The sequence below is a fragment of the Streptomyces sp. S.PB5 genome, assembly GCF_030403745.1.
GTDB lineage: Bacteria > Actinomycetota > Actinomycetes > Streptomycetales > Streptomycetaceae > Streptomyces.
The window spans coordinates 1-15,551 of record NZ_JAQMWP010000047.1 but is presented as its reverse complement, the minus strand read 5'-3'; the positions used below and the strand labels follow the sequence as shown (position 1 = coordinate 15,551).

General features: G+C 70.2%; 13 protein-coding genes and 1 pseudogene. 10 read left to right on the top strand and 4 right to left on the bottom strand.

All coding sequences use genetic code 11. The annotated features are described in order from the left end of the window. Together PH203_RS49255 and PH203_RS49250 are read left to right on the top strand one after the other, a co-directional pair. Positions 1-139: pseudogene (locus PH203_RS49255) on the top strand (formyl-CoA transferase); the annotation flags it as partial. After that, the gene (locus PH203_RS49250) at positions 139-675 is read left to right on the top strand and encodes a carbonic anhydrase (RefSeq protein WP_289929462.1); all 537 of its coding nucleotides are present in this window, start codon (positions 139-141) and stop codon (positions 673-675) included. The pseudogene PH203_RS49255 and the gene PH203_RS49250, both read left to right, overlap by 1 nt. A 41-nt stretch (positions 676-716) precedes the next feature. Here PH203_RS49250 and PH203_RS49245 read toward each other — a convergent pair whose 3' ends face one another. Next, positions 717-1,409 carry a GntR family transcriptional regulator gene (locus tag PH203_RS49245; RefSeq protein WP_289929459.1) on the bottom strand — a complete coding sequence of 231 codons (693 nt, stop codon included), beginning with the start codon at positions 1,407-1,409 and terminating at the stop codon, positions 717-719. Positions 1,410-1,648: 239 nt separating this feature from the next. Between PH203_RS49245 and PH203_RS49240 the strand changes: the two genes are divergently transcribed. After that, entirely contained in the window at positions 1,649-2,476 is an 828-nt protein-coding gene (locus PH203_RS49240; RefSeq protein WP_289929456.1) for an acyl-CoA dehydrogenase family protein, read from the top strand. A 95-nt stretch (positions 2,477-2,571) separates the two neighbouring features. On the opposite strand, the gene PH203_RS49235 is transcribed toward PH203_RS49240, so the two are convergent. Further along, positions 2,572-3,258, bottom strand: coding sequence for a GntR family transcriptional regulator (locus PH203_RS49235; RefSeq protein WP_289929455.1), 687 nt, complete (start codon positions 3,256-3,258; stop codon positions 2,572-2,574). 221 nt (positions 3,259-3,479) lie between these two features. On the opposite strand from PH203_RS49235, the gene PH203_RS49230 reads away from it, so the two are divergent. The 5 genes from PH203_RS49230 to PH203_RS49210 all read left to right on the top strand — a co-directional run bounded on the left by PH203_RS49230 (position 3,480) and on the right by PH203_RS49210 (position 9,817). Continuing rightward, positions 3,480-3,953 carry a formate dehydrogenase subunit gamma gene (locus PH203_RS49230; RefSeq protein ID WP_289929453.1) on the top strand — a complete coding sequence of 158 codons (474 nt, stop codon included), beginning with the start codon at positions 3,480-3,482 and terminating at the stop codon, positions 3,951-3,953. Between the two features lie 2 nt (positions 3,954-3,955). Next, positions 3,956-5,701 (top strand): NADH-quinone oxidoreductase subunit NuoF, encoded by a 1,746-nt coding sequence (locus PH203_RS49225; protein ID WP_289929450.1) that lies wholly within the window; start codon positions 3,956-3,958, stop codon positions 5,699-5,701. Next, positions 5,698-8,514, top strand: a complete 2,817-nt coding sequence (gene fdhF / locus PH203_RS49220; RefSeq protein ID WP_289929448.1) for a formate dehydrogenase subunit alpha — start codon at positions 5,698-5,700, stop codon at positions 8,512-8,514. The genes PH203_RS49225 and fdhF overlap by 4 nt, the downstream gene beginning before the upstream one ends. Before the next feature lies 1 nt (position 8,515). Further along, a complete protein-coding gene (locus PH203_RS49215; protein ID WP_289929447.1) occupies positions 8,516-8,728 on the top strand; it encodes a formate dehydrogenase subunit delta in 213 nt (70 codons plus the stop codon). 156 nt (positions 8,729-8,884) lie between these two features. After that, positions 8,885-9,817, top strand: coding sequence for a LysR family transcriptional regulator (locus PH203_RS49210; protein ID WP_289929446.1), 933 nt, complete (start codon positions 8,885-8,887; stop codon positions 9,815-9,817). A gap of 24 nt (positions 9,818-9,841) precedes the next feature. On the opposite strand, the gene PH203_RS49205 is transcribed toward PH203_RS49210, so the two are convergent. Beyond that, positions 9,842-11,419: a FadD7 family fatty acid--CoA ligase gene (locus tag PH203_RS49205; protein WP_289929445.1), complete on the bottom strand. Its 1,578-nt coding sequence runs from the start codon at positions 11,417-11,419 to the stop codon at positions 9,842-9,844. Positions 11,420-11,675: 256 nt separating this feature from the next. On the opposite strand from PH203_RS49205, the gene oxc reads away from it, so the two are divergent. Both oxc and frc read left to right on the top strand, forming a co-directional pair. After that, positions 11,676-13,424, top strand: coding sequence for an oxalyl-CoA decarboxylase (oxc, locus tag PH203_RS49200; protein ID WP_289929444.1), 1,749 nt, complete (start codon positions 11,676-11,678; stop codon positions 13,422-13,424). 69 nt (positions 13,425-13,493) lie between these two features. Beyond that, positions 13,494-14,750, top strand: a complete 1,257-nt coding sequence (frc, locus tag PH203_RS49195; RefSeq protein ID WP_289929442.1) for a formyl-CoA transferase — start codon at positions 13,494-13,496, stop codon at positions 14,748-14,750. 73 nt (positions 14,751-14,823) lie between these two features. Here frc and PH203_RS49190 read toward each other — a convergent pair whose 3' ends face one another. Next, on the bottom strand, positions 14,824-15,249 hold the full coding sequence (locus PH203_RS49190) for a PAS domain S-box protein (RefSeq protein ID WP_289929440.1): 426 nt from the start codon (positions 15,247-15,249) through the stop codon (positions 14,824-14,826). Positions 15,250-15,551: the final 302 nt, after the last annotated feature.

Below are 15,551 nucleotides of genomic sequence, written 5' to 3'. Positions count from 1 at the left end.
CCCCCTGAAACTCTCCGACTCCCCCACCCACATCACCCCCTCACCCCTCCTCGGCGAACACACCGAAGAAATCCTCATCAGCGAACTCGGGCTCGACGACGCCGAGTTGCCGGTCCTCAAAGCGCAGGGGGTCATCTGATGTCGACCCATGCCTCGGGTGTCGCCGGGCCTGCCGCCGACACCGTCATCGATCGCCTGGTGGCGGCCAACCGTGCCTATGCCGCGGGGTTCGTGGACCCTGGCATGGGGGCCCGTCCGGTCCTGAGGGTGGCGGTGGTCGCCTGCATGGACGCTCGCATCGACCTGCATGCCGCGCTCGGTCTGGAACTCGGCGACTGTCACACGGTACGGAACGCGGGCGGTGTGGTCACCGACGACACGATCCGTTCCCTGACGATCAGTCAGCGGGCCCTCGGTACGCGGAGCGTGGTCCTGATTCACCACACCGGATGCGGGCTGCAGACCCTGACCGAGGAGTTCCGGCACGAGCTGGAGATGGAGGTCGGACAGCGCCCGGCGTGGGCGGTGGAGTCCTTCCGGGACGTCGATCAGGACGTACGGCAGTCGATGCAGCGGGTGCGCACGTCACCGTTCCTGCCGCACACCGACGACGTGCGGGGTTTCGTCTTCGACGTCACCACGGGGCTGCTGCGGGAGATCGACGCGCGGCACTGATCCTCCCGCCTCCTCGATGCCGGGCGCAGGCCGGCCGTGGCTCACACGCCGTGGCCGGCCAGCGCCGCGATCTGCTTGCAGTAGAAGTCGGTGGTGTTCGCGGTGTGCCGGCGCATGAGTTCCTCGGCGCGCTCGGGGTCGCCTTCGGCGATGGCCTCGATGATCCGCGCGTGCTCGCTCCAGGCGTCCTTGCCGCGGGGCTTGGCGATGGGCATGTAGTACCAGCGCACCCGTCGGTCGACCTGGGGGATGAGCTCGGCCAGGACCGCGTTGCGGGAGAGATGGGTGATGTGGGTGTGGAGGGCGGCGTTGGCCTCCACGATGCGCCGGGCGTCTCCCGCCGCGAGGGCGGTGAGGCCGGTCTGCTGCAGCTCCCAGAGTCGGGCCACGTCGGCGGGGGTGGCGTGCTGGGCCGCGCCGCGTGCGGAGTGGGTCTCCAACACAGCTCGGACGCTGAGGAGTTGGGAGCATTCCTCGGCGGTGGGGGAGTGCACGAAGGCCCCTTGGGAGGGGCGCAGGTCCACCCAGCCGGCGGTGTGCAGCCGTTGCAGGGCCTCGCGTATGGGCTGGCGGCTGACGCCCAGATGCTCGGCGAGGTCGGCCTCGACGAGGTGCTGACCGGGCTTGAGCGAGCCGTTGATGATCAGTTCGGTCAGGGCGTCGTAGACGGCCTGGCGCAGTGGGGCGGGCCGGGCGATCGGGCCGCGGGCTGCCACGGTGGGTGTGTCGGGCATGGACCCTCTCCCTCGTTCGACTGCGGACTTCGACTGCGGTGGGCGTCGACTGGCCTGAACATCGCCTTCGGGATACTGAGTTTAGTATGCAATAGCCATTCGCGCGTGGCCTGCGTAGCGGAGTGACGGAAATTCCCCTCGCTCGGCCTCTGGTGCGGCGGAGCGAGGATGCAACATACTGTATGCAATTATCGCGCCGCTGACCGCGGACCGGAAACCGCTCCCGAGGGGGTCCCTCCGTGTCGTACCGCACCGCTCTCGCAGAAGTCCTGACCCGTGTCGTAGCGCCCCGCGCCGAACTGACCGGCGCGGAGGGGAGGTTCCCCCGTGGTGCCGTGACGGCTCTGGGGGCCTCCGGGCTGCTGGGGCTGACCGTCTCCGCCGAGTTCGGCGGCGCCGGACTCGGGCTGCCGGAAGCCGCGGAGGTGGTGGCGCGGACGGCACGTGTCTGCCCGGCCACCGCCGCCGTGCTCCAGGCGCATTACGCGGCGGTCGCCGTCATCGAGCCGTACGGCAGTTCGTGGGTCCGCGGTGAGATCGCCGCCGGGCGGCACCTGAGCAGCCTCGCTCTCGTGGAGGACGGCACCGGCGACCAGGAGCTCCTCGCACCGAGTTGCGCCGCCGTCCGCTCCGGCGGTGTGGTCGCGCTGCGGGCGCGTAAGCGCCGGGTGGTCGCGGCGGGGGAGGCCGACAGCTATGTCTGGTCCTCGCGGCCGCTGGGTGTGCCCGACGGGCTGAGCCTCTGGATGGTCCCGGCGCACGCCCCGGACCTGTTCGTCCCGGCCCGGCCCGACGTCCCGGCCCGGCCCGACGTCTCGGGCCCGTCCGGCAGCGCGACGTCCACGGTGCTCGCCGACCCGGTGCTGGTTCCCGCCGACGCGATGCTCGGCGCGGACGGAGACGGGTACGACATCGTGCGGCGCACAGTGCTGCCGTGGCTGTGTGAACTGCGGGCCGCCGCGGGCGCGGAGGGGTTTCGCCGCACGACGGACACGGCCCGCAGCCCTGTCGGTTCCCTCACTCCCGAGGGAGTCCGCCCGACGGCCGGCTCCCTCACGCCGTCCTGAACCGCCGCCCGGGGGCGGCCTGTTCGGTCGGCCCTCCTGTTCGGCCGGTGCTTCAGTTCGGGCGGTGCTTCTGTTCGGCCGGTCCTTCTGTCCGCTCAGGCCTTGTCCGCGGCGGCGATCTGCTTGCCGTAGAAGCCGGTCGTGCGCTCGGTGTGCTTGCGCATGACCTCGCCCGCGCGCTCGGCGTCGCCCTTGGCGATGGCCTTGATGAGCTGGGCGTGCTCGTTCCAGGCCTCCTTGCCGCGGGGCTTGGCGATGGGGGTGTAGTACCAGCGGACCTTCTGGCCCACCTGGGCGAGCATTTCGGTCAGTACGTCGTTGGCGGCCACGGAGGTGATGAAGGCATGCAGGGCGGTGTTGGCGGCGACGAGCCGATCGACGTCGCCCTCGGCGAGCGCGTCGACGCCCTCCTGCTGGAGCTCCCAGAGGCGCTCGACGTCCTCGGGCCCGGCGTTCCGGGCGGCGAGCTGGGCGGAGTAGGTCTCCAGTACCGAGCGGACACCGAGGAGCTGGGCGGCCTCCTCCTCGGTGGGGGAGTGGACGAACGCGCCCTGCGCGGGCCGCAGATCGACCCAGCCGGCCGTCTGCAGTCGCTGGAGGGCCTCACGGACCGGCTGGCGGCTGACCCCGAGGTGCTCGGCGAGTTCGGCCTCGACCAGGTGCTGGCCGGGCTTGAGGGAGCCGTTGACGATGAGTTCCGTCAGGGCGTCGTACACGGCCTGGCGCAGTGGTGCCGGGCGGGCGACGCGCCGGGACGCTGCGGCCGTGAGTGCCTCGCGCATGGTTGTCCCGTTCTGCCGCCGGGCCGACGGCTCTGCCAAGGGGAAGCCGTCGAGAGGGTTGCCGACGGCGGCTTCAGCATACAGGTTTTGGTATGCAACATGGCGTGGACGATGCACGGGCTCTTTACGACTGTCGTCTGTATACAGAAGCCTGTATGGGGTATTGTCTCAGTCTCCTGCAACCCTCGCCGGGGACCCGCGTTTCGGAAGGCGGAGCGATCATGACGACCAGCGGGAGCGAAGTGACGGTCGAGAGCGTGGTCCGGAGGGTGGTGGCCGAGCACCGGGGTCAGCGCGGCGCACTGCTTCCCGTACTGCACGCCGTCCAGGCCGAGTTGGGCCATGTGCCGCAGGAGGCGGTACCGGTGCTCGCCGACGAGCTCAACCTCTCCCGGGCGGACGTCCACGGAGTGGTGACCTTCTACCACGACTTCCGCCGCGAGCCCGCGGGCCGCACCACCGTCCGCATCTGCCGAGCCGAAGCCTGCCAGGCCCTGGGCGCCGACCGCCTGGTGAGCTACACGCGCGAGGCCGGACTGACCCTGGGCGAGACGACCCCCGACGGCTCCGTGACCGTCGAGCAGGTCTTCTGCCTCGGCAACTGCGCACTGGGGCCGTCGGTGGAGGCGAACGGACGGTTGTACGGACGTGTGGGCCCGGCCCGACTGGGCGCGATCCTCGACGGGACGGTCTGATCATGAACAACTCTTCCCCGGGCGACACCCCCACCGAGTCCACGGCCGACACCTCCACCGAGACCACGACCGACACCCCCACTGAGACCACGATCGAGGCCACGACGGGCACCCCCGCCGACGCCCCGTCCCACTCCACGGCGACCGTCTACGTCCCCCGCGACTCCGCGGCCCGGTCCGTCGGCGCGGACGAGGTCGCCGACGCCCTGCAACTCGCGGACCTGCGCGGCGACTTCGCCATCGACGTCGTACGCAACGGCTCGCGCGGCATGCTCTGGCTGGAGCCGATGGTCGAGGTGGTGACGCCCCGGGGCCGCATCGGCTACGGGCCGGTGGCCCCCGAGGACGTGGACGGACTCCTGGCCGCCGGCCTGCTGGACGGCGCGGACCACCCGTTGCGGCTCGGCCCGGTCGACGAACTGCCCTGGCTGGCGAGCCAGAACCGCGTCACCTTCGCCAGAGTCGGAGTCACCGACCCCCTCTCGCCCGAGGACTACGTCGCCCACGGCGGCCTGGCCGGACTGCGCGCCGCCCTCGAACTCGCCCCCGCCGACGTCGTCGCCGAGGTCACCGAGTCAGGCCTGCGCGGCCGTGGCGGCGCCGGGTTCCCGGCCGGCATCAAGTGGAAGACGGTGCTGGACTGCGAGGACGAGCTGAAGTTCGTCTGCTGCAACGCCGACGAGGGCGACAGCGGGACCTTCGCCGACCGGATGGTGATGGAGGGGGACCCGTTCCTGCTCATCGAGGGCATGACCATCGCCGCCCACGCGGTCGGCGCGAGCGAGGGCTACCTCTACATCCGCTCCGAGTACCCGGACGCCATCGCCACGATGCGCGCGGCGATCGAACTCGCCCGTGAGCAAGGTTGGTTGGGGAAGGGCATCCTCGGTTCCGCGCTCGACTTCGACCTGCACGTACGGGTCGGAGCGGGCGCGTACATCTGCGGCGAGGAGACCTCGATGCTGGAGAGCCTGGAGGGCAAGCGCGGCATGGTCCGCGCCAAGCCGCCGATCCCGGCGATCGAGGGCCTGTTCGGCAGACCGACCGTGGTGAACAACGTGCTCACCCTCACCACCGTCCCGGTCGTCCTCGCCCAAGGCGCCAAGACCTACCAGGACTTGGGGGTCGGTCGCTCCCGAGGCACCCAGGTCTTCCAGCTCGGCGGCAACATCGCCCGCGGCGGCATCGTGGAGACCGCGTTCGGCATCACCCTGCGGGAGTTGATCGAGGAGTACGGCGGCGGGACCCGCACCGGGCGCCCGGTGCGCACGGTCCAGGTCGGCGGGCCGCTCGGGGCGTATCTGCCCCAGGCGCAGTTCGATCTGCCCATGGATTACGAGGCGTTCGCCGAGGCCGGGGCCATGCTCGGCCACGGCGGGGTGGTGGTCTTCGACGACACCGTCGACATGGCTGCGCAGGCCCGCTTCGCGATGGAGTTCTGCGCGGAGGAGTCCTGCGGCAAGTGCACGCCGTGCAGGGTCGGTTCGGTCCGCGGCGTCGAGGTGATCGACAAGATCGTCGCCGGTACGCACCCGGAGGAGAACCTCGCCCTGCTCGAAGACCTCTGCGACCTGATGACCGACGGCTCGCTGTGCGCGATGGGCGGACTCACCCCGATGCCCGTGCGCAGCGCGCTCACCCACTTCCCCGACGACTTCCACGGCGGCCGCCGGCTCCTGCCGATCCAGCCGGTCCCGACGACCCGACCCGTACAAGCCAATGGCGTGAGGACGGAGGGCTCGGCATGAGCCTGCTCAAGGAACCCGACTTCGGAACCCCGCAACGGCCCGGCCCGGCAACGGTGTCGGTGGAGATCGACGGCCTGCCGGTGACCGTCCCCGAGGGCACCTCGGTGATGCGCGCGGCGGCCCAGGCGGGCGTCGACATACCCAAGTTGTGCGCCACGGACAGCCTGGAGGCGTTCGGGTCCTGCCGGCTGTGCGTGGTGGAGATCGACGGCCGGCGCGGCACCCCGGCGTCCTGCACCACCCCGTGCTCCGACGGGATGAAGGTCAGCACCCAGACCCCGAAGGTGGACAAGCTTCGCCAGGGCGTCATGGAGCTCTACATCTCCGACCACCCCCTCGACTGCCTCACCTGCCCGGCCAACGGCGACTGCGAACTCCAGGACATGGCAGGTGTGGTGGGCCTCCGTCAGGTCCGCTACGGCTACGAGGGCGAGAACCACCTCGACGCCGAGAAGGACACCTCCAACCCCTACTTCGACTTCGACCCGTCCAAGTGCATCGCCTGCTCCCGCTGCGTCCGTGCCTGCGGCGAGATCCAGGGCACCTTCGCGCTCACCATCGAGGGCCGGGGCTTCGACTCCAAGGTGTCGCCGGGTGCCGGCGAGACCTTCATGGACTCCGAGTGCGTCTCCTGCGGCGCCTGCGTCCAGGCCTGCCCGACGTCCACGCTCCAGGAGCGCTCCGTCGTCGAACTGGGTATGCCCACCAGGTCGGTTGTGACCACCTGCGCCTACTGCGGTGTCGGCTGCTCCTTCAAGGCCGAGCTGCGCGGCGACGAACTCGTCCGCATGGTGCCCCACAAGGACGGCGGCGCCAACGAGGGCCACTCCTGTGTGAAGGGCCGCTTCGCCTTCGGCTACGCCACCCACCCCGACCGCGTCCTCAAGCCCATGGTGCGCGAGCGGATCACCGACCCCTGGCGCGAGGTCGAGTGGGACGAGGCGATCGGCACCGTCGCCCGGCGGATGCGCGAACTCCAGGACCGGTACGGGCAGAACTCGGTCGGCGCCATCACCTCCTCGCGCTGCACCAACGAGGAGGTGTACGTCGTACAGAAGATGGTGCGCGCCGCCTTCGGCAACAACAACGTCGACACCTGCGCCCGTGTCTGCCACTCACCGACGGGATACGGCCTCAAGCAGACCTTCGGCGAGTCCGCGGGCACCCAGGACTTCCGCTCGGTCGCCGAGGCCGACGTCATCGTGGTCATCGGCGCCAACCCCACCGACGGACATCCCGTGTTCGCCTCCCGGATGAAGCGCCGGCTGCGCGAGGGCGCCAAGCTCATCGTCGTCGACCCGCGCCGCATCGACCTCGTGCGCTCCCCGCACATCGAGGCGGAGCACCACCTCCAGCTCCGGCCCAGCACCAATGTCGCCGTGGTCAACGCCATGGCTCACGTGGTCGTCACCGAGGGCCTGGTCGACCGCTCCTTCGTGGACGCCCGGTGCGAAGGCTTCGACGACTGGGCGGAGTTCATCGCCCGCCCGGAGAACAGCCCGGAGGCGGTCGAGGAGATCACCGGCGTACCGGCCGCCGAACTCCGCGCCGCGGCACGGCTGTACGCGACCGCGCCCAACGGAGCCATCTACTACGGCCTCGGTGTCACCGAGCACAGCCAGGGCTCCACCATGGTCATGGGAATGGCCAACCTGGCGATGGCGTGCGGCAACATCGGCCGCGACGGCGTCGGCGTGAACCCGCTCCGAGGCCAGAACAACGTCCAGGGTTCCTGCGACATGGGCTCGTTCCCGCACGAGCTGCCCGGCTACCGCCATGTCTCGGACGACGCGGTGCGGACCGTCTTCGAGAACCTCTGGGGCGGAACTCTCCTCGCCGAGCCGGGACTTCGCATCCCCAACATGTTCGACGCGGCCATCGACGGCACCTTCCGCGGACTGTTCGTCCACGGCGAGGACATCGCCCAGTCCGACCCCAACCTCCGGCACGTCACCGCCGCGCTGGAGGCCATGGAACTCGTCGTCGTCCAGGACCTGTTCCTCAACGAGACCGCCAAGTTCGCCCACGTCTTCCTGCCCGGGGCGTCCTTCCTGGAGAAGGACGGCACCTTCACCAACGCCGAACGCCGCATCAACCGCGTCCGCGCCGTCATGAAGCCCAAGACGGGCAAGCACGAGTGGCAGATCGTCAGCGAGATCGCCACCGCGATGGGTTACCCGATGGCGTACGACCATCCGAGCCAGATCATGGACGAGATCGCCTCGGTCACCCCGACGTTCACCGGCGTCTCCTTCGACCTCCTCGACAAGCTCGGCAGCGTCCAGTGGCCGTGCAACGAGGCGGCGCCGGAGGGCACGCCTATCATGCACATCGACGAATTCGTGCGCGGCAAGGGCAAGTTCGTGGTCACCTCCTACGTCCCGACCAACGAGCGCAGCACCCGGCGCTTCCCGCTCGTCCTCACCACCGGGCGGATCCTCAGCCAGTACAACGTCGGCGCGCAGACCCGCCGAACCGGCAATGTGGCCTGGCACCCGGAGGACGTCCTGGAACTGCACCCGCACGACGCGGAGGTCCGTGGCATCAAGGACGGCGACCTGGTCACCCTCACCAGCCGGGTCGGGGAGACGACCCTGCACGCGGAGATCTCCGACCGGATGCCGACCGGGGTCGTCTACACCACCTTCCACCACCCTGTGACTGGCGCCAACGTGGTGACCACGGAGAACTCCGACTGGGCCACCAACTGCCCCGAGTACAAGGTGACCGCCGTCCAGGTCGGGCTCGCGCGGGCGGACCGGCGTGACGACCGCGAGGTCACCGGGAACGACCTCGTGACGGTGGTGGACTGAGATGACCGCCACCGTGCCGTCCGAGCGCCGGATGGCGAACGACATCGCCCGCAACCTCGGTCATCTGCCGGGGGAGCGGGCGGCCGAGGAGATCGCCGGCCACATCGGCAGGTTCTGGGACCCGCGCATGCGCACCAGGCTGTACGAGTTCGTCGACGCCGGAGCGGAGGGGCTGGACCCGCTCGTCGTCGCCGCCGTGAAGCTGCTGCGCTGAACAGCCGCGCCTGTGACCGCTGTAGGGACGTACAGCGGTCACAGGCGCTCCGGCTCCCCTGTACATATCCCAAATACTGCATACAGTATGTGGCTGTGTAGCCATATGGGACGGCCTCGGCGGATGCGGGCGGCCCCGGGCAGAGAGGAGTCGTTCATGCTGTTCCGGCAGCTCGAATACTTCGTGGCGGTGGCGAGGGAACGTCACTTCGCCCGGGCGGCGGAATCCTGCTACGTCTCCCAGCCCGCGCTCTCGGCGGCGATAGCCAAACTGGAGCGCGAGCTCAACGTCACCCTCATCAACCGCGGGCACAACTACCAGGGCCTCACCCCGGAGGGCGAGCGGCTCGTCGTATGGGCCAAGCGGATCCTCGCCGAACAGGACGCGTTCAAGGCCGAGGTGGCCGCCGTGCAGTCCGGCATCACCGGCACGCTGCGACTCGGCACGGACCCCACGGCCTCCACGACCCTGGCGCTGCCCGTGGCCGCGTTCTGCGCGGCCCACCCGCTCGCCAAGGTCCAGGTGCGCTCCCGCCTGTCGACCAAAGAGCTCCACCGCCAGCTGCGCGACTACGAACTCGACGTCGCCATCGCCCACTTCGACCCGGGCGACCAGGAGGGCCTGCAGGTCGTACCCCTCTACCAGGAGCGCTACATGCTGCTGGTCTCGGACGACCAGCCGGTCACCCAGTCCGCGACCGTGACCTGGGCGGACGCGGCCCAGCTGCCGCTCGCCATGCTCACCCCCGACATGCGGATCCGGCAGATCGTGGACACCGTGTTCGCGGAGAAGGGGTTCGTGGTCACCCCCCAGGTGGAGACGGACTCCATCGCCTCCCTCTACGCCCATGTGGGCGGCGGCGGTTGGGCCAGCATCGTGCCGCACACCTGGCTGCGCGCGATGCCCGTGGTCGGCCGTACCAGAGCGCTGCCCCTCGTCGACCCGGAGGCCGGCGCCCAGGTCTCGGTGGCGATCCACGCGGCCACCCCCGGCTCGGTCGCCGCCCGGGCCTTCGTCAACGCGGCGACGGGCCTGTCCCTGGACGACTTCTTCGCCCGCCCCCTGCCCAGCGACCACCGCGTGCACTGAGCCCCCGCTCCGAGGGCACCGCCGTCAGGGCGCGTAGCGGGCCTGCACCGCCTTCCGGTCCAGCGCCCCCTTCGCCGTGTACGGCAGCGAGGCGACCACCTCCACCCGGTCCGGCACCTCGAACCCGGCCAGCCGGTCGCGGCAGTACCGCAGAATCTCCGCGGCCCGCACACTCTCACCCGCGCGCACCACGACGACCGCCCCCACCCGCTGCCCGTACACCGCGTCCGGCACGGCGAACACCGCCGCCTCGGCCACCCCCGGACAGCCCGCGAGAATGTCCTCGACATGCTCGGGCGAGATCTTCTCGCCCCCGCGGTTGATGATGTTGTTGATCCGCCCGGTCAGCGACAGATACCCGTCCTCGTCCAGCACCCCCAGGTCACCGGTGCGCAGCCACCCGTCGACAAAGGTGTACGACGTCCCCGCCCGGTCGCCGAGATAGCCGCGCGCGACGCTGGGACCGTGCACCCACACCTCGCCCTCTTCACCCGTCGCACATGCGCGTCCGCTCCGGTCGAGAACGCGCACCTCGACCCCGGTCGGCCGCCCCACCGACCCCTGCTTCAACAGCCCGCGCCCGGACAGCGGTTCACTCGTCGCCTGGTGCGAGGACTCGGTCATCCCGTACGCCGACAGCAGCGGCACACCGAACGTGCGCTCAAGTGCCCGCTGGGTGGCCGTGTTGAGGGGAGCGCTGCTGCTGCGCACGAACTTCAGGGGCGGCGCCTGCGGACCCGGGTACTCCCGCTCCGAACGGTCCAGCAGGATCTCGTGGATGGCGGGCGCCGCCGTGAACCACGTGGCTCCCGCGGCCCGCATGTCGTCCCAGAACGTACCCGCCGAGAACCGTCCCCGCTCGGGCAGCAGCACACAGCCACCACTGGCCAGGGACGCTAGCAGCGCCGCGATCAGCCCGTGACCGTGGAAGAACGGCATCACCGCGACCGTCGCGTCCTGCGGCCCCAACTCATAGGTGGCACAGACGGCTCGGACGGACGCGGCCACATTGGCGTGGGTGAGCGGAACCATCTTCGCCCGGTCGCTGGTCCCGGCCGTGAACAGCACGAGAGCGTCCTGCTCGGTCAGCTCGCTCGCCGCCCCCCGCGCTTCGGGAGGAGCGGGAGCACCGGATTCGAGCGCGACGGACGCCGTGCCGGCCCGGGTGACGGACACCCGCAGCGGCCAGGCGGGCACGGGAAGGTCCACCGCGGTCGCCGATGCCAGTACGGCGGCCCGCGCGCCCAAAGCCTCTATCCGGGCGGCGAGTTGGGTCGCCGGCAGCGCGGGATCCAGCGGAGCCACCACCAGACCGGCTCGCGCCGCACCGAGCAACGCCACCACGAACTCCGCGGTGTTGGCACCCACCAGCCCGACCGCGTCACCCCGCCGCAAGCTGCTGTCCCGGAGCCGTGCGGCCACCACGTCCGCGGCGGCATGCAGGCCCCCGTACGACAGCCGCACCCGGTCACCGGTGACGACCAGGGCCCGGGCGTACGGGAGTTCACGCACCGGGCGGTCCAGGAGACCGGCGAGGCCCGTGACCGTGGGAGGCCGGTACCCGTCCGCGTCGCGCACCGATGCCGCGGCCGGAACGGCCATGACCCCACCCCCTCGTGCCAGGTCCGACGAAACAGTCCTCTGCGAGCCTGCGGCGGCCCGCGACGCCCGTCCAATACGCACTGCCGAACGGCCCATAGCCGCCGTCTATCAAGGCAGTTGGCGAGGCCCCCGCCAGCGGTCGATAGATGCTGTTTATCGGCTGGTCGCCGATGGGTCTTGGACGCGACAGAACACGCTGCGGATGGTGAGAGAAGTAGCCGCTCCGGCAGGACCTGCCCAAGGAGGACCTCGGACCATGACCGCCCCCTCGCCACTGGAGACCGCGGCAACAGCCGACGTTCCGACCGAGCTCACCGACGGGTACCACCTGGTCGTCGACGCGCTCAGGATGAACGACGTCGACACCATCTACGGCGTGGTCGGCATCCCGATCACCGACCTGGCCCGGCTCGCCCAGGCCCAGGGCATCCGCTACATCGGCTTCCGTCACGAGAGCAACGCCGGACACGCGGCGGCCATCGCCGGCTACCTCAACAAGAAGCCCGGCGTGGCCCTCACGGTGTCGGCCCCCGGCTTCCTCAACGGCCTGGTCGCGCTGGCGAACGCGACCACCAACTGCTTCCCCATGGTCCAGATCTCCGGCTCCAGCGAGCGCCACCTCGTCGACCTCAAACAGGGCGACTACGAGGAGATGGACCAACTCGCCGCCGCCCAGCCCTTCGTGAAGGCCGCCTACCGGGTCAGCCGCGTGGAGGACATCGGCCGTGGCATCGCCCGCGCCCTGCGCACCGCGGTCTCCGGGCGCCCCGGCGGGGTCTACCTCGACATCCCCGCCGCGGTGCTCGGCGGCATCATCCCCAAGGCCGAGGGCGACCGCACCCTGAGCCGCCTCGTGGACCCCGCCCCGCGCCAACTCCCGGCCCCGGAGGCCGTGGACCGCGCGATCGAGCTGCTGGCCTCCGCCGAGCGCCCCCTGATCGTGCTCGGCAAGGGCGCGGCGTACGCCCAAGCGGACGACAAGGTACGGGAGTTCATCGAGTCGACGGGCATCCCGTACGTACCGATGTCGATGGCCAAGGGCCTGCTCCCCGACAACCACCCGCAGTCCGCGGCCACCGCCCGTTCCCTGGCGCTGAAGAAGGCCGACGTCGTGATGCTGATCGGCGCGCGCCTCAACTGGCTGCTGGGGCACGGCCAGACGGGCTGGAACCCCGACGCCAGGTTCATCCAGATCGACATCGACCCCAAGGAGATGGACAGCAACCAGCCCATCTCGGCACCGCTCGTCGGCGACATCGAGTCGGTCCTCGACGTGCTCGCCGAACGCACCAAGCCCGGCCAGATCCAGGCCCCTTCGGCCTGGCGCGACGAGCTCGGGGAGCGCTCGGCGCAGAACGTCGCCAAGATGGCCAAGCGCCTGGAGGCCGACCCGCACCCCATGCAGTTCATGGGCGCCCTGAAGGCCGTACGCGACGTCGTGCACCAGCACCCGGAGACGTACCTCGTCAACGAGGGCGCCAACGCCCTGGACATCGCACGCAACGTCATCGACATGCACGTCCCCCGCCACCGCCTCGACAGCGGCACCTGGGGCGTCATGGGCATCGGCATGGGGTACGCCATCGCCGCCGCCGTCGAGAGCGGACAGCCGGTCGTGGCCGTCGAGGGCGACAGCGCCTTCGGGTTCAGCGGTATCGAGATCGAGACCATCTGCCGCTACAACCTGCCCGTCGTCACCGTGATCATGAACAACGGCGGCGTCTACCGCGGCGACGACGTCAACCCGTACGACGACGCCCCCGCGCCCACGACCCTGATGTCGGCGGCGCGCCACGACCTCCTCATCGAGGCGTTCGGCGGCAAGGGCTACCGCGCCACCACCCCCGCCGAGGTCACCGCCGCCCTCACCGAGGCGCTCGCCTCCGGCGGCCCGGCGCTCATCGACTGTGTGATCGACCCCTCGGCCGGCACCGAGAGCGGCCACATCTCGCACCTCAACCCCAAGGGCATCACGGTCGGCAACATCACGCCGGCCAAGAAGTGATCACATCCCGCACCCGGAACTCCTCGAACTCCCGCTCCGTACGCGTACGTTCACGAAAAGGAAGCAGACATGAGTGAAAAGCCGCTCGCCGGAATCAAGGTGATCGACTTCACCGGGGTCCAGGCCGGTCCCGCCTGCACACAGATGCTCGCCTGGTTCGGCGCCGACGTCCTGAAGGTGGAGCGCCCGGGCGGCGGCGACGTCACCCGCAAGCAGCTGCGGGACATCGAGGACCTCGACGCGCTGTACTTCACGATGCTCAACAGCAACAAGCGCTCCCTCGCCATCAACACCAAGACCGCCGAGGGCAAGGAGGTCCTGGAGAAGCTGATCCGCGACGCCGACGTCCTCGTCGAGAACTTCGCGCCGGGCGCCATGGACCGTATGGGCTTCTCCTGGGAGCGCATCCAGGAGCTCAACCCGCGCCTGATCTTCGGCTCGGTCAAGGGCTTCAACGACCAGTCGTCCTGGAACGACCTCAAGGTCTACGAGAACGTCGCCCAGTGCGCGGGCGGCGCCGCCTCCACCACCGGCTTCTGGGACGGCCCGCCCACCATCTCCGGCGCCGCCCTCGGCGACACCAACACCGGTATGCACCTGGCGATCGGCATCCTCACGGCGATCATCGACCGCAACAAGACCGGCAAGGGCCAGAAGGTCTCCGTCTCCATGCAGGACGCCGTCCTCAACCTCTGCCGCGTCAAGCTCCGCGACCAGCAGCGCCTGGAGCGGGTCGGCTACCTGGAGGAGTACCCGCAGTACCCCGACGGCGAGTTCACCGACGTCGTACCGCGCGGCGGCAACGCGGGCGGCGGCGGCCAGCCCGGCTGGGTCCTCAAGTGCAAGGGCTGGGAGACCGACCCGAACGCGTACATCTACTTCACCGTCCAGGAGCAGAACTGGAAGCGCACCGCCGAGGCGATCGGCCACCCCGAGTGGGCCGATGACCCGGCGTACGCCACCGCGCGCGCCCGCCAGTCGCACATCTTCGAGATCTTCGAGGAGATCGAGAAGTGGCTCGCGGACAAGACGAAGTACGAGGCGGTCGACATCCTGCGCGAGTGGGAGGTGCCCTGCGCCCCGGTGATGAGCATGAAGGAGATCGCCTACGACGAGGACCTCCGCAAGAGCGGTACGGTCGTCGAGGTCGAACAGAAGGGCCGCGGCACGTACTTGACGGTCGGCAGCCCGGTGAAGTTCTCCTCCTTCAAGCCCGACATCGTCGGCGCCCCGCTGCTCGGCGAGCACAGCTCCGAGGTCCTGGTCGAACTCGGCTACGACGAGGAGACGATCGGGCGGCTGAAGGAGAGCGGAGTCATCGTCTGACCCGACTCCCACGACGCGGAAGCGGCCGACACCTTCGAGGTGTCGGCCGCTTCCGCGTGTCTTGGCCCGGTGTCTAGACCGTCGCCTCGGCCCGCCGCCGCATCAGTTCCCGCTCGCGCTCACGGCGTGCGGTCACGTCCCGGATGACGGCACCGCAGTAGGGACTGCCGTCGGGGCCCGTCAGCAGCACCACGCTGAACTCGATGGACAGCCTGCGGCCGTCCGCCGCCAGCGCGGGAACGTTGAGGAGATCCGCCTCCCCGTACCTGCTCGTCCCCCGTTCCACGGCCTCCTGGAAGCCGTCCCAGTGCCGCTTGCGGTGCTTCTCGGGGATGATGACGTCCAGACTGCGACCGTCCACCTCGGCCGCCGGGAACCCGAAGATGCGCTCCGCGCCCTGGTTCCAGTACCGGATGAGTCCTTCGCCGTCGATGATCACGATGCCGTCGGGTGCCTGGGCGGCCATGCCCAGGACGACCTCGGGGTTCAGAGCTGCCATGTCTCCTCCGAGTCGGATGGTGCGCTGTCCTTGCGGTGGTGCGTGAACGACCGAGGCGGGACCCCCGCGGCGCAGGGGGCGCTCCCCGCCGCTGAGGGCCCCGCCGTCGTGCAGCGGGGAACCCGGTCAGCCCTGGGTGGCCGCGGCCCGTAGGGCGATGCGGTCCTGTCCCGCGTGCACGTTCCTTTTCATGCGGCGGTCCTGTGGGTTCATGCGGCGGTTCTGTGGGCGAGGAGGTCGCTGATGGCGTGGACGGTGCGGAGGGTGGGGACGTGGGTTTGGGTGATGTCGGCGAGTTCGAC

Coding starts and splice junctions, on each gene's coding strand:
- oxc (WP_289929444.1), top strand. CDS start 11,676: ATGACCGCCCCCTCGCCACTGGAGACCGCGGCAACAGCCGACGTTCCG.
- frc (WP_289929442.1), top strand. CDS start 13,494: ATGAGTGAAAAGCCGCTCGCCGGAATCAAGGTGATCGACTTCACCGGG.
- PH203_RS49250 (WP_289929462.1), top strand. CDS start 139: ATGTCGACCCATGCCTCGGGTGTCGCCGGGCCTGCCGCCGACACCGTC.
- PH203_RS49230 (WP_289929453.1), top strand. CDS start 3,480: ATGACGACCAGCGGGAGCGAAGTGACGGTCGAGAGCGTGGTCCGGAGG.
- PH203_RS49210 (WP_289929446.1), top strand. CDS start 8,885: ATGCTGTTCCGGCAGCTCGAATACTTCGTGGCGGTGGCGAGGGAACGT.
- PH203_RS49245 (WP_289929459.1), bottom strand. CDS start 1,409: ATGCCCGACACACCCACCGTGGCAGCCCGCGGCCCGATCGCCCGGCCC.
- PH203_RS49205 (WP_289929445.1), bottom strand. CDS start 11,419: ATGGCCGTTCCGGCCGCGGCATCGGTGCGCGACGCGGACGGGTACCGG.
- PH203_RS49215 (WP_289929447.1), top strand. CDS start 8,516: ATGACCGCCACCGTGCCGTCCGAGCGCCGGATGGCGAACGACATCGCC.
- fdhF (WP_289929448.1), top strand. CDS start 5,698: ATGAGCCTGCTCAAGGAACCCGACTTCGGAACCCCGCAACGGCCCGGC.
- PH203_RS49235 (WP_289929455.1), bottom strand. CDS start 3,258: ATGCGCGAGGCACTCACGGCCGCAGCGTCCCGGCGCGTCGCCCGCCCG.
- PH203_RS49190 (WP_289929440.1), bottom strand. CDS start 15,249: ATGGCAGCTCTGAACCCCGAGGTCGTCCTGGGCATGGCCGCCCAGGCA.
- PH203_RS49225 (WP_289929450.1), top strand. CDS start 3,956: ATGAACAACTCTTCCCCGGGCGACACCCCCACCGAGTCCACGGCCGAC.